A 13,238-nucleotide genomic window follows, 5' to 3' on the forward strand; every position below is an offset into this window, starting at 1 on the left:
ATTGGCCCACGAACGAATTATCCCATTATTAAACACCCATAATTTTCGGGATCTCGGTGGTTACCCGACCGTTAATGGTCAAACCGTCAAATGGGGAAAGATTTTTCGCTCTGATAAACTTAGTCAACTTTCCGACCAAGATCAACAGCAGCTCACTACGCTAGTAATTCAAACAGACATTGACCTGCGCTCCAAAGAAGAAATTACTGCTGCTCCAGATCAGCTTCCTGACCACATTGAATACTTATCGAACCCAATTTTCCAACGAGATGTGACCGATTCATCAAAGAGCGTCGACGGACTCAGCAATGAGTTACGGAGCAACCCGCTCGCTGGCCGTCAGCACATGCAAGCGGTCTACCATGATATGATGACCAGTCAGCACGCTGCCAATGCCTTTCATGCTATCTTTGCGCAACTGTTAACCGTCAACGAAGACCGGAGCATTCTTTTTCATTGCACCGCTGGTAAAGATCGAACGGGAATGAGCGCCTACCTAATTCTTCGGGCGCTGGGGGTCAGTGCAGAAATTGCTAAAAAGGATTACTTGCTAACTAATACAGCCCTGAAGAATTTTCTAAACGGTCGCCAGGCAATGTTACGCGCGGCACAACGCCCAATGACACTCATTGATAACTACACCGCGTTATGGACCGCTGATCCGAGCTACCTTGAAGCGGCTCGTCAGGTGATTAAAGAACAGTATGGTAATATCAACAACTATCTCAGTTCCGCGGTTGGTCTCACTAAAAATGACCGCGCAGATTTACAAAAACTGTATCTAAATTAATTAAGGAGGTTGGAAAAATGAAAATTAATGTACCACTTGAAAATGGTCTCCTACCCGACCGATACGGGAAGTTTGCTCCAGCGGGCAATAAGTCAGCAGGGCAACCGGTAACGTCATTTCCGATTAAAATCAGTGACGCACCTGCTACAACCAAAGCATATGCAATCGTAATGGTCGATTATGATTCCATTCCAGTTTGCGGATTTACCTGGATCCACTGGATCGCAACCAATATTCCCGGTGATTGGCAAGAAATTCCAGAAAATGCTAGTTTGGAACTCAAAGACCGGTTCATTCAAGGAAAAAATAGTAATGCCAGTCGGTTCGTGAATGGGCAACCGCAAACCGGATATACTGGTCCGACACCACCAGACCAGACACATAATTACCAATTAACCGTTTATGCCCTTGATCAAATTTTGCCGTTAAAAAACGGTTATTGGTTGAATGAATTTCTTCAGGATGCTGAAGGTCACATTGTTGATGAAGCCACCATCCAGCTACCATCACGTGCAAATTAATAAAGGAAGTGAGATTATGGAAACTAGAATTTTCTTTAACCCGGGTGATTCAATTGCCAACATTCACGATTACAACGAAGCCGTCCGGAAAGGACAAATTTTTAAAAAAGAACGTAAAGTCGACGACCTGGTAATTGCTAAGGATAAGGACAATGAAGAATACGCCATCTTTTACGCCCGTGACGCGAAGCAAGAACCGCATAATTCTACTAAGGCATACGAAATCAAAAAACACGTTTAGTTAGCCTACGCACAAAAATGCCGCCCAGTTCGTGGAATCCGGACTGAGCGGCATTTTCTGTTCACAGAGAAGCAATATAATCTCTAAAATTTCATAGCGGCTAAAAATTCTTGAATGCGTTTCGTTGGTTGATTAAAGAACTGTTCACTAGCACCCGCAAATTCAATCTGACCGTCTTCAACAAAGACAATCTGGTCAGCAACCTTGCGTGCGAAGTCCATATTGTGGGTCACCACAATCATTGAATGACCCTGCTTAGCTAAATCTTGCAGCACCCGTAAAATCTGGGCCTCTAGTTCAGGATCAAGGGCACTTGTTGGCTCATCAAATAAAATAAATGAGGTATCGAGAGCTAATGCCCGACAAATGGAAACCCGCTGTTGCTGGCCACCGGAAAGTTGGTTTGGATAACGGTTAGCAACGTCATCTAAGCCGACCTGTTGGAGCAGTTGGTGTGCCTTTTTCTCAGCAGTCGCGCGACTAACCCCCTTCACGTAGATCGGACCTTCCGTAATATTCTCCAGAATCGTCAGATTTGGAAATAAGTTCCAACTCTGGAAAACCATGGCTGTTTGGCGACGCATTTGTAAAATTTCTTTATTGGATAAATCTTGTGCATAATCCAGTTTTGAATCGCCAATTTCTAACGTTCCAGACTGTGGTCGTTCAAGCAGGTTAATTGCCCGGAGTAACGTTGATTTCCCCGCGCCAGATGGCCCGAGAATAACTGTTGTTTGATGATCAGGGAATTCAACGCTGACGTCATTCAAGGCGTGATGATTTTGATATTGTTTATCAACATGACTTAGTTTAATCATTGACTATTCCCCTTCCGCGGTAATGTAGCGTGATAGCCGTTTTTCCATGTAATATTGCAAAATTGTCAGTAATGAGCAGAAAATAGCATAAACTGCTGCGACAATTGAGTACATCAATAACGGTTGATAGTTATGCGAAGCAATTTGCTGACTCACTAAAAACATGTCCGCAATCGTAATCGTACTTGCTAACGACGTATCCTTAACTAGGCCAATAAAAGAATTCGACAGCGGTGGAATTGCGATCCGGAAAGCTTGGGGAAAGATAATCTTGAATAACACCTGCTGATAGGTCATACCGATAGAATATGCTGCCTCCCACTGACTTCGGGGAATAGAACTAATGGCCGCCCGAATCGTTTCTGAGGCGTACGCCCCGGTATTAAGGGAGAAAGTGCAAATACCAGCCGTCCACGCATTTAATTGCAGGCCAACGTTGGGGAGACCGTAGAAAACAATAAATAATTGAACAATCAGTGGTGTGGAACGGAAAAGCCATACATAAAACGAGAAAATGGCCTTAAGGAGCTGCCAAAGCCCTTTAACCACTGCATTTCCCCGTGGCTTAGAAGTTTTAATCAGGGCGGTTATCACCGCAATTACCAATCCAATAATGAACGAGATCACCGCAATCGGAATCGTGTATTTAATGCCGGCCCATAAAATTTCCGGCGTTGTTGATTTGATAATATCCCACATTTTAATTTCCCTTTTGTAAAAGGCCAAGCTCGTTATAATTGCGATCTTGGCCTTACTAATTTATTTTTCAGTAATGTTTTCTTGGAAGTATTTATCAGATAACCGCTTCAATGTACCATCCTTGCGGAGTTCATTCAAAGCCTTATCCGTCTTCTTCTTCAAACCTTTATTATTCTTCGCCATCAAAATTCCAATCTTTTGACTTGGAATCTTGCTCGTTGGGACCGTCATTTCCTTTAAGTCATCCGCATTATTCGTCCGTTGATAATAAAGGAATGCTTCTTTCGAGTTCATTGCAGCTTGTACCCGACCCTGCCGAATTAATGACATTGCAGTCGCAAAGTCTGGTGATGAAACATTGTCACCGCCGAACTTCTTAACGTTATCCGCATTAGCAGTCCCGGTTGCAGCAGCAATCTTTTTACCCTTAATATCATTAACATTCTTAATGTCGTTATTATCCTTCTTCATGATTAAGGATGTCTTGGAGTAAATATATGGAGTTGAGAACAAGTATGCCTTCTGACGTTCAGGAGTCATCGCAATGTTGTTGATTGCCATATCAAACTTATGGGAACCAACCCCTGCAATTAACGAATCCCACTTGGTTGGCACAAACTTAACCTTGTAACCCATCTTCTTAGCTAACGCCCGCGCCATATCCACTTCAAATCCCGTTAGCTTACCATTTTCACGGTACGAATATGGTGCATAGGTTCCTTCCAACCCAACTGTTAACGTTCCCTTTTTGACTAATTGGGGACTATTACTTGAAGAAGAGCGGCCACAGGCTGCCAGTGCCACCATTGCAAGTAAACTAGCACCGATCACACTGATTCTTTTGAGCCATTTTTTCATTACCGTATTTCCTCCTTGTCGTCGTGCTTACTTTCAATAAGTAAAAGTTTACAGACTCTGTTGACGATTGTCAACATCATTAATCATCTTTTTAACGGTGACCAACAATTTTTTGCGCTTCATCCGCAAACCGTTCATCGAGTTCATCCGCATTCTGTTCAAAGTCACTAACCCAATTATCGCCAATTGGTTGGACTTTGCCGACCTTCCCCCCCATCACATCAGTTACCTCAAGCGTCCCATCATCCAGCATTTTGACATCATCATAATGGCCTTCCAATGCTTCGTCCAGGTAACCTTGTAAAATATCCCGGACCGCAGTCGTAATGACTTCTTCCTTGGTTAGCTCGTGGCCGCGGACCTTCGCCTGCGCAATCTTCATTGCGACTTCTTCCATGTTTTCTGGTACATCCAAACTCATCTTTGCTCACCTTTCCTAAAATTGAAATCTTAGGTTTATCATATCATAATAGTAATAACAAACGAACGAGGAGAAGTGAACGATGAAAAAAGCAGTATTAATTCCTGCTGACTTTCGTGACGCAGGACGAAAAGTTTTTGAAGATGCCAATATCGAAATGATTGCTGTTAAAAATGTGGATAATGAAGCCTTAATCCAGTATGGTGATCAAGTCCAGGGAGCGGTGGTAATGCTCGATCAAATCAGCAACGACACTTATGCGCAAACACCAAAATTAAAGGTCTTGTCCCGGGTTGGGGTTGGTTACAACAATATTGATCCTGCTGGTGCAGCAGCTAATGGCGTCTGGGTCACGATTACCCCGCACGCCAACTACAATTCAGTTGCAGAAGCCATTTTAGGAGCAATTTTAATGGCTGCGCGCGATACCTACCAACGGCAGCAATTATTGCTCGCCGGAAAATGGGATCAAGGTCACGCCACTGCCGGTCACGATATTAGTGGTCAAACTTTAGGAATCATTGGGTACGGTCGGATTGGTCATGCCTTAGCACAAAAAGCAGCCGCTCTAGGAATGAAAGTCGTGATTAATAACGGTGCCCATCATAAAAAGCTCGAGGTTGGAACTGAAGTGTCATTAGACGAACTCTTAGCGACTGCCGATTACGTTTCATTAAGCGCTCCCGTAACTAAAGAAACAACCGCAATGATGAATAAGCAGGCTTTCAAACAAATGAAGCCGTCGGCAACATTGATTAACTTCGGGCGCGGCCAATTAGTTAATCATGGTGATCTAATTGCTGCATTAAAGAATCACGAGATTCATAGTGCCGTTCTAGATGCTTTCCAGCAAGAACCGCTTCCAGTAGACGATGAACTCACTAAACTGGATAACGTATTTCTGACTCCCCACATCGGTGGTGGTACAATTGATGCGATGGACCGTGGTTGCCATGATGCCGCGAGTGAGGTTGTTCGCGTCCTACAAGGTAAAAAACCACAGTGGCCGGTAAATCAACTATAAGGATCTAGAACGATGACAGAAATCTATTTTCAAAAAATGACCCCTGAGGGCTATCACGAAATTGAGCTGCAGATTGAGGAACTCAAGAAAGAGCGCCCAACTAAGATTGCGCGTCTCAAAGCTGCTCGCGCGCTTGGTGACCTCTCCGAAAACACTGAATATAGCACCGCCAAACGCGATTTACGGCATCTAGAAAGCCGCCTGCGCTACCTAAACAAACAATTAACCTACGCTAAGGTCATCCAGCATCGGGATGGCGGGCCCATTGATTTAGGCAGTACCGTCACCATTGAATTCTTGGATGATCACTCTCAGATCACTTATCAAATTGTCGGAACTCACGAAGCCGACCTTGCCAACCACAAACTGGCATTTGACTCACCACTTGGTCAAGCAATGATGGGCAAAATGGCTAATCTGGTGGTAAATGTGGTGGCCCCAGATTCCACCTATCAAGTCAAAATCATCAATGTGAAATAATTTTTACTGCAGGGCGAACGTGACTTTTGTAAAAAATCGTCACGTTCCTTTTTTATATTTCAAAATTTTCATTGCGCATTACATATCGGTGTGTTAATTTTAAGTCACGAATTATAATTCGAGTCAGTTGCTTATCGTTCGTGTTTAAAAGGAGAATTAATCTTGCATTCATTTAAACGTTACGGAATCGCCATTGCCGGAGTTGTTTTTCACTTAATGATCGGTGGCGTATATGCCTGGAGTGTTTTTACCAAACCAATTGCCCAACAAACTGGTTGGCAAGAAGCGAGCGTTTCCTTTGCTTTTAGTCTCGCTATCTTTTTCTTAGGAATGTCGGCTGCCTTTATGGGACGCCTCGTTGAAAAGTTTGGTCCTGCTACTGTTGGTACCATCTCAAGTATCTTTTATGGTTCGGGAATCGCTCTCACCGGGGTTGCCATCCAGGTCCACCAATTATGGTTGCTTTACTTAGCTTACGGTGTCATTGGTGGCCTCGGCCTTGGTTCTGGTTATGTCACACCAGTTTCCACGATCGTGCGATGGTTTCCTGACAAGCGTGGCTTAGCGACCGGTCTAGCCATCATGGGATTTGGGTTTGCTGCATTATTGACTGGCCCGCTTGCTCTACGCCTGATCATGACGATCGGCCTTGCGAACGCTTTCTACGTTTTAGGGCTGTTCTATTTTGTTGTAATGATTATTACCGCACAATTCATTCGTAAACCTCACCCGCATGAGCTACCTGCAGTAATTGCCAATAATGCTTCTCGGGTAAGTCTTACTAACCAATCTATGACCGCCAATGAGGCCGTCCGTACTCGTTGGTTTGCTTGCCTTTGGTTCATGTTTTTCATCAACATCACAACTGGAATTGGTTTGGTTTCCGCGGCTTCACCAATGGCCCAAAGTATGACTTCCATGACCGCTGCTGCGGCGGCAGTGATGGTCGGTATTATCGGCTTATTCAATGGGTTTGGCCGTCTGGCTTGGGCAACCCTTTCCGATTATATCGGCCGGCCCCTCACGTACAGCCTGATCTTTATTCTGGATATTATTATGTTGGTTATTTTGATTTTCTTTAAACAACCGTTCATCTTCGCTGTTGCTTTATGTTTGCTAATGTCATGCTATGGTGCCGGCTTCTCCGTTATTCCCGCTTACCTTAGTGATGTGTTTAGCACCAAAGAGTTAGGCGCTATTCATGGTTATGTACTCACTGCTTGGGCCGCTGCCGGAATGGTGGGCCCAGTCCTTCTTTCTTGGACTCATCAAATTTTACATAACTACTACGTGACCTTAATTGCATTCATCATCATTGACTTAATCGCCATGATTATTTCCATTCGGATTCAAAAAGGTTTTGTCACTAACCAATCTGTCGAATCTGTACGCTAATTTTTTCTAATTTGAAAGCAGGGTTAAATGTTGTCTTCTGAGACTGCATTTAACCCTGCTTTTGTCATTCACCTGCACCTGCATTTGGCTTCCACATATACCGGTGTAAGATATTCATCATTCCAATTAAAACTAACAACGCCGTTTCTAAGTAGGTAGCAACATCCGTATTATTCGAGATCACCATCCCAATCATAATAATGATTGCCAGTAAGAATGCTGCCTTCCCGATGAAAGAACTTTTCCGGTAACACTTAATTATTCCCTCGCGATGATAACGTTCTTTACTAATTCCTAAAAAGAACGGTTTTACATGTTCACCATACAAAATTGCAACTCCAAAGACGATTGCAAAGAGAATAGTACAAACATCGATTATCGAAGAGGAATCATTAATATAATTAAACATCAAAAAGAAGATCCCATACATTATGAAAAATAATCCCCGAAAGATGCTAAAAGCATTATAAGCTTTGCCTTGCTCTAAGAATTCTTGAAGATCTTGATCTTCTCTAAGCAAGGAATCAATGGAAATTTGATAGAAATCACTAATTCTAACCAGTGTATTTAAGTCTGGATAACTTTTCCCCTGTTCCCAGTTAGAAATCGTTTGGCGGGTCACATATAATTTTTTTGCGACTACGGATTGGGTCAAGCCGCGCTTCTTACGTCGCATTTTGATCTGCGTGCTAAATTTCATTTTGTTTCTCCCTTTGGCTTTTGAAAAAAGTATAACTGAAGAAGCCCTGGGAGGCTAGCAAACTTCTTTTGCATCGTTCGTCTGGTAAAGTTTGCAGATATAAAAAAACATCCAGTAATTAATACTGAATGCAATATATTGAGCTATGGAAATCGGTACTCAACCCGGTCTTGATATGCCTGAAAAGTCTTCGCATCAAAACAAACCATCGTTACTTCCCGGACATTTCGCGCTTCAAGCATAAACTTTTCAATTGTCTGAACCGCGATCGCAGCTGCTTGTTCCAGCGGATAAGCATACACCCCAGTACTAATCGAAGGAAAGGCCACCGTCTGGCAGCCGTACCGATCAGCCAGTTGCAAACTGTTATGATACGAATTAGCGAGAAGCTGTGGTTCTCCAGAATGGCCACCTCGCCAAATCGGCCCGGGCGTATGAATAATATATCTAGCAGGTAAATTAAAACCCCTGGTAATCCGAGCCTCACCTGTCGGACACCCATGAAATTTCTCGCAAGCGGTATACAAAGCGGGACCTGCTGCTCGGTGAATTGCACCGTCAACACCGCCGCCACCCATTAGCGTTGTATTAGCAGCATTCACAATCGCATCACATTGAAACTTCGTAATGTCTCCTTGAATAACTTTTAATTGTTCCATGTAGCTCATCCTCATCAGTGACTAACCTATTATTTCCTGGGAAATAATTTACCAAATATTAACCCGTTCTTCTGCTGGTTTCCACATTGGGTCATCTTCATGAATATCAAAGACTTTGAAGAATTCATCTTGATTTTGCGCTTGAACATTGGCCCGTAACTTGTTTGGCGCGTGCACATCAATTGATAATAGTAATTGCATATACTGCGTAGTGGCCTTCATCCGCCAAATCCGTGCCCAGTTAATAAAGAATTCTTGCCCTGAATAATCTGTTTCTTCTTGGGCGGCAGCGAGTGCACAACTTAATCCACCACCATCCGCGATGTTTTCGGAAACCGTTAATTTACCATTCACCTTTTGACCGGCAAACGGTAAACCATTAAATTCATTAATCATCTTCTGCGCCAGCTTTTGAAAGTGTTCCGTGTCTTCCGTGGTCCACCAATTATTGAGATTCCCATATTCATCAAAAAGGGCCCCATTATTATCAAAAGCATGGGAAATTTCATGAGCAATTACCGCACCGATCCCACCATAATTTTCACTACTGGTCTGCTTTAGGCTATAGAACGGTGCTTGCAGAATTGCCGCTGGAAATACAATAATATTTTTAAATGGATGGTAGTAAGCATTCACGGTTGCGGCACTCATTTCCCACCGGAGTCGATCTACCGGTTGGTTCCACCGACTGAAGAGTTCCCGGTTGGCAACTACCCCTAATTGAGTCACATTCTCAAGAAGGCTTTCGTGTGGATCAACCGTCAAATGATTGTATAAGTCCGGAATTTGGTCTGGATAGCCTACCTGAATTCCTAAATGATTTAATTTGGTAATGGCTTTTTGCTTAGTCGTTTCACCAAGCCATTCATTATGCGCTAGACGATGCTTATAAACGTCCACCATTTGCTTAACCATGTGGGCAACATCTGCTTTAGCGGTCTCGCCAAAGTATTTACGACCATAGTAATCGCCAACTACTTGGCTAAAGATTCCCCGAGTCAGATAAAAAGCAAATTTTCGGTGATTAACTGGTTTTTTACTACCGGATAGCGCCCGACTATATTCACCACTAATGGTACGCAACTCATCCGTGAGCAGGCCTGCTTGTCCCAGAACTTCGTTAACAATTAACCAGCTCTTAAAAATTGCAAAGTGATCTTTTAAAATTTGATCTAACGCCGCCATATACTTTGGCTCAGTCACAATCACCTTCTCTGGTTGTGTACCGATTAACTCACTAATGACTTTTGCCAAATCAAGTTGATTAGTGTGCGCCGCAAATTCTGCCAAGCTCTGCGGATTATACATTTTACTATAATCGGCACTCTCTTCTGCAATTTTAACATTCGGAACCAGTAATGAATCAAATTGAATTGTTTCATCAATCAAATTATCTGCTTGTTCCTCATCATAACCTACTTTTTGCAGAAGCTTCTTCGTCATAATCGACCATTGTTTCAATAAAGCCGGCCCCTGTGGGTTATCCTTATCATAATAATTCTTTTCTGGAAGAATTAAACCTGGCGCAGCTGCGAACAGTGCATAGACCGTTGCGTTTTTCATATCCGCATCAATGTCAAAGGAGACTGGCGATGCGGAACCTTCTAAAATAAATTGCGCCCAATGTTTTTGGTAATCCGTATAACTAGAAAGCTTAGTAAACTGTTCTAGTCGTTTCTGGAGTGGCGTCATCCCTTCCTGATCACGCCGCGCAAAATCCTTGGCCAGCTGATACAGTTTCACCGCTTCTTGCAATCGACTATCCTGAGGTGCCGTTTGCGTAAATTGATCAAAATCATCCATCAATTGCCGATCAATAGCGTCAACCAAATCATTAAATCCCCCCGTAGCTGGTTTATCTTCAGGGATCTTAGCGGTTTTTAACCATTCACCATTCACCGCCTCATACAAATCATTTTTGATTTCTGTCTGATTAATTGCATCCATTGTCTTCGCTCCTTTGACTTTCTTCATTCAATTATACCGAATCATCCCTCAAATGGTCGTAGCAATTCCCGTTTAGCAGCCGCCGCAAACCAACGATCATGCATGCCAACTAGTTGGCTAACTGCTTGGTAATTGTCTAACTTAATGCGACCTTGAATAAGATCGCTTTGTTGAAGCGCTCGTGCCATCTGAACCACCGATGTAGTGACCGGATTTTGATATAACTGGTTCGGTTCTTCATCCCAATCTAACCATAATAATTTTTTAGCCTGTTGATACTCAATATCATTTTCCATTACCATTTGCAGATAACGTGGTGCCAATAATGTCATTTATTGTTCCTCCAATCGACTTACCAACGTTGGAATATTTGTTACCGACAGTGACGTGGTACTCGTCAATAACCACAGAACCCTTTGATAACCATGATTATTAATGGTCGATTCACCCCAGCCATCAGTAATTATAATAATGGGGGTTTGTCTATTAACCCGTTGTTGATCTAAATAGTCGAAGACTGCCTGATAGCTGGTTCCGCCACCACCATAACGAAGCGGCTCCATGGGGTGACTTTGACTAACTAATTCTGGTTTTAGTTGCACTTTTGCATCAAACACGCCAACCATTAATTCTAAACCAGCACGCTTGGCCAACCGGTTTACCAGTTCAATGCTGCGACTCACTGTTTCGTTACTCATTGAACCAGATTGATCAATAAAAACCATTAATCTGGTTACTAACCGGGTGATGTGTCCCGTTAATTCTAAGCGTTGTGGTTGTCGCCGATTAAAACGGGCCCTTGTCACCTGGTTACCATGCGGAATTTGTTCAATCAAACGCCAAAATGCTTTTATAACGGGTAACTCGTACCTCTTACTGATATCCGTCAAATTAGCCCTTAAGGACTGCGGTAATAATCCCCGTTGTTGGGTCGTTAAGCGCGCTTGACTTTGTTGAACTAAGCGTTGTATTCTCCCTGCACGAATTAATTGGTTACCAGGTTGAAACCATCCCAGATGCATACCACGTGAATTTTTAACACGACCATGCTTGATTGCATCCCGCAAACGTCGTTGTTGATTAGGGTTTAAGTGCCGCAGGATTTGTAAATAATAGCTCGAATCTTGGTGTGACTTTAAGGGAAGGTGTAGGATCTGGCTCATTTTCTCTAAGGTCGCAGTGCCCATTGGTGCATTGGCAAGATATTGGTTAACGGCAATATCACATGCCAAACTAACTCGCTCCTGGTCATCACTCGCTGCGTAGCGTACTGGATGTTGCCAAGCAATATGAAGCGCTTGGTGTTTCAGCAGCTGGATTAGCTCATCCATCCTCAAACGTTTAATTTGCGCTACTGCTCCCTGTAAAATAAGGCGATCATGATGCCAAACTAATGAGATTGCATGATCACCATCCTCAATCATTTCCCGGGAAATATTTATCAAGATTTCTCCCATTAACGGGTCCTGATGGAGTAATTCAATCATCGCTTGCGAAAGCCGCTGGTTTACATCCATCTGTTTCATCCTACTTCACCGCGATTTTTTGCAACAATTGATAAAAATCTTTAAATTCACTCTGACCAGCTACCGCTTGTTGATAGATTTGCGTCAAGAGTTCTGGATTATTGTGCGTTATTTGGGCAAATTGTTGGACAATGACATATTGGCCATCCGCACTGACCAATGCTAAGTATTGAGTCAGTCTTTTTAAATATTGGCTATCCAGCAACTGATCGTGATCCTTTTTAATCATTTTAATCAACAGCTGCACCTTATCGGCATCACTAATTTTTTTGAATGCTTCAGTTTTATCTGTAGAAGCTAGGCTTTCAACCGTCAGCCGACTCCCTTGGTGCAAAACATAATCAGCAAACGCTGTTCCAACTTCAATTCCAAGATCGCCGCTGAACACATCAGCCATCAATGTGGCACGGTTCTGCTGATCTAATTTTAATAATTGAGTAAGGTTCCTAGATACTCGTTCCCATGAACGCGGGGTGGGGTAAAGATCTCCATTTTGTGGACCATTAAAATACGTGGGATGGTCTTGCAAATACCGTTGAACAATCGGCTGGATCCGCGGCTCTCCATGTTGATTCAGCCCGTTAGCCCACTGCTGCCAATCAATCAATGAAGCCGCCATTTCTAGCCGGACTGTTCGGTCCTTGATCGCATCATCCGCAGGTGTAACTGCATAATCATCATGGGAAAAATTAGTCATCGTGGCATCTGGATTTTCCGCAATCACAATTCGTACTTGCTGGGGTAACTTAAGACTATTAATCTGTCGTTGCAAAACCAAGTTCATTAGTTCAGCTTGCACCGCTGCAGTTCCGCGGTTAAATTCATCCAAGAACCAAATAATGGGCTGATCTGGATTTTGTTCAGCCTGTTGAATAATTTGAATAAGTGTTTCTGAATAACCATACTGAACGTTAGCAAGCGTCCCATAATTAGTGGTTTGGATGAATGCTTCGTCACGCAGTGGTGGCACCGGAATGGCTAAATCACCTTTTTCACTCAAGCTAACCACCGTCGTGAATAACTTGGCATTTAATTCTGTTGCAACTTCATTGACGAGAGCTGACTTACCAATTCCCGCTTCCCCAACGATATTGGGAACGTTATCCGCCGCTAAAACTACCTTGACTGCTTCTTTCATTGCCTGATAACTTAATGCCAC

Annotated in this window: 16 protein-coding genes; 6 read left to right on the plus strand and 10 right to left on the minus strand. The window is 43.1% G+C overall.

The features are described from left to right. The first annotated feature begins 1 nt into the window (after nt 1). The 3 genes from HMPREF0501_RS07515 to HMPREF0501_RS07525 are packed head-to-tail and all read left to right on the plus strand — an operon-like array spanning nt 2 to nt 1,552. Nucleotides 2-790: a tyrosine-protein phosphatase gene (locus tag HMPREF0501_RS07515; RefSeq protein ID WP_006917402.1), complete on the plus strand. Its 789-nt coding sequence runs from the start codon at nt 2-4 to the stop codon at nt 788-790. A gap of 17 nt (nt 791-807) precedes the next feature. After that, complete coding sequence (locus HMPREF0501_RS07520; protein ID WP_006917403.1) at nt 808-1,311, plus strand: YbhB/YbcL family Raf kinase inhibitor-like protein; 504 nt, start codon at nt 808-810, stop codon at nt 1,309-1,311. 16 nt (nt 1,312-1,327) lie between these two features. Next, nucleotides 1,328-1,552 (plus strand): hypothetical protein, encoded by a 225-nt coding sequence (locus HMPREF0501_RS07525; protein ID WP_006917404.1) that lies wholly within the window; start codon nt 1,328-1,330, stop codon nt 1,550-1,552. Nucleotides 1,553-1,635: 83 nt separating this feature from the next. On the opposite strand, the gene HMPREF0501_RS07530 is transcribed toward HMPREF0501_RS07525, so the two are convergent. The 4 genes from HMPREF0501_RS07530 to HMPREF0501_RS07545 all read right to left on the minus strand — a co-directional run bounded on the left by HMPREF0501_RS07530 (nt 1,636) and on the right by HMPREF0501_RS07545 (nt 4,348). After that, nucleotides 1,636-2,370, minus strand: coding sequence for an amino acid ABC transporter ATP-binding protein (locus HMPREF0501_RS07530; protein WP_006917405.1), 735 nt, complete (start codon nt 2,368-2,370; stop codon nt 1,636-1,638). A gap of 3 nt (nt 2,371-2,373) precedes the next feature. Beyond that, complete coding sequence (locus HMPREF0501_RS07535; protein WP_006917406.1) at nt 2,374-3,069, minus strand: amino acid ABC transporter permease; 696 nt, start codon at nt 3,067-3,069, stop codon at nt 2,374-2,376. Between the two features lie 60 nt (nt 3,070-3,129). After that, a complete protein-coding gene (locus tag HMPREF0501_RS07540; RefSeq protein WP_006917407.1) occupies nt 3,130-3,927 on the minus strand; it encodes a transporter substrate-binding domain-containing protein in 798 nt (265 codons plus the stop codon). Nucleotides 3,928-4,018: 91 nt separating this feature from the next. Next, the gene (locus tag HMPREF0501_RS07545; RefSeq protein ID WP_006917408.1) at nt 4,019-4,348 is read right to left on the minus strand and encodes a hypothetical protein; all 330 of its coding nucleotides are present in this window, start codon (nt 4,346-4,348) and stop codon (nt 4,019-4,021) included. 82 nt (nt 4,349-4,430) lie between these two features. Between HMPREF0501_RS07545 and HMPREF0501_RS07550 the strand changes: the two genes are divergently transcribed. The 3 genes from HMPREF0501_RS07550 to HMPREF0501_RS07560 all read left to right on the plus strand — a co-directional run bounded on the left by HMPREF0501_RS07550 (nt 4,431) and on the right by HMPREF0501_RS07560 (nt 7,247). After that, complete coding sequence (locus tag HMPREF0501_RS07550) at nt 4,431-5,372, plus strand: phosphoglycerate dehydrogenase (protein WP_006917409.1); 942 nt, start codon at nt 4,431-4,433, stop codon at nt 5,370-5,372. A gap of 12 nt (nt 5,373-5,384) precedes the next feature. Next, the gene (gene greA, locus HMPREF0501_RS07555; protein WP_006917410.1) at nt 5,385-5,852 is read left to right on the plus strand and encodes a transcription elongation factor GreA; all 468 of its coding nucleotides are present in this window, start codon (nt 5,385-5,387) and stop codon (nt 5,850-5,852) included. 216 nt (nt 5,853-6,068) lie between these two features. Further along, on the plus strand, nt 6,069-7,247 hold the full coding sequence (locus HMPREF0501_RS07560; RefSeq protein ID WP_050755780.1) for an OFA family MFS transporter: 1,179 nt from the start codon (nt 6,069-6,071) through the stop codon (nt 7,245-7,247). Nucleotides 7,248-7,311: 64 nt separating this feature from the next. On the opposite strand, the gene HMPREF0501_RS07565 is transcribed toward HMPREF0501_RS07560, so the two are convergent. The 6 genes from HMPREF0501_RS07565 to HMPREF0501_RS07590 form a co-directional block, all read right to left on the minus strand. Beyond that, complete coding sequence (locus HMPREF0501_RS07565) at nt 7,312-7,947, minus strand: helix-turn-helix domain-containing protein (RefSeq protein WP_006917412.1); 636 nt, start codon at nt 7,945-7,947, stop codon at nt 7,312-7,314. 143 nt (nt 7,948-8,090) lie between these two features. Further along, nucleotides 8,091-8,606 (minus strand): O-acetyl-ADP-ribose deacetylase, encoded by a 516-nt coding sequence (locus HMPREF0501_RS07570; RefSeq protein WP_006917413.1) that lies wholly within the window; start codon nt 8,604-8,606, stop codon nt 8,091-8,093. 48 nt (nt 8,607-8,654) lie between these two features. Then, nucleotides 8,655-10,553: a M13 family metallopeptidase gene (locus tag HMPREF0501_RS07575; RefSeq protein WP_006917414.1), complete on the minus strand. Its 1,899-nt coding sequence runs from the start codon at nt 10,551-10,553 to the stop codon at nt 8,655-8,657. Nucleotides 10,554-10,594: 41 nt separating this feature from the next. Beyond that, a complete protein-coding gene (locus HMPREF0501_RS07580) occupies nt 10,595-10,885 on the minus strand; it encodes a hypothetical protein (protein WP_006917415.1) in 291 nt (96 codons plus the stop codon). Continuing rightward, on the minus strand, nt 10,886-12,079 hold the full coding sequence (locus tag HMPREF0501_RS07585) for a DUF2201 family putative metallopeptidase (RefSeq protein WP_006917416.1): 1,194 nt from the start codon (nt 12,077-12,079) through the stop codon (nt 10,886-10,888). A gap of 1 nt (nt 12,080) precedes the next feature. Then, a complete protein-coding gene (locus tag HMPREF0501_RS07590; RefSeq protein WP_006917417.1) occupies nt 12,081-13,238 on the minus strand; it encodes an ATP-binding protein in 1,158 nt (385 codons plus the stop codon).

The organism is Limosilactobacillus coleohominis 101-4-CHN, assembly GCF_000161935.1.
GTDB classification, from domain to species: Bacteria; Bacillota; Bacilli; order Lactobacillales; family Lactobacillaceae; genus Limosilactobacillus; species Limosilactobacillus coleohominis_A.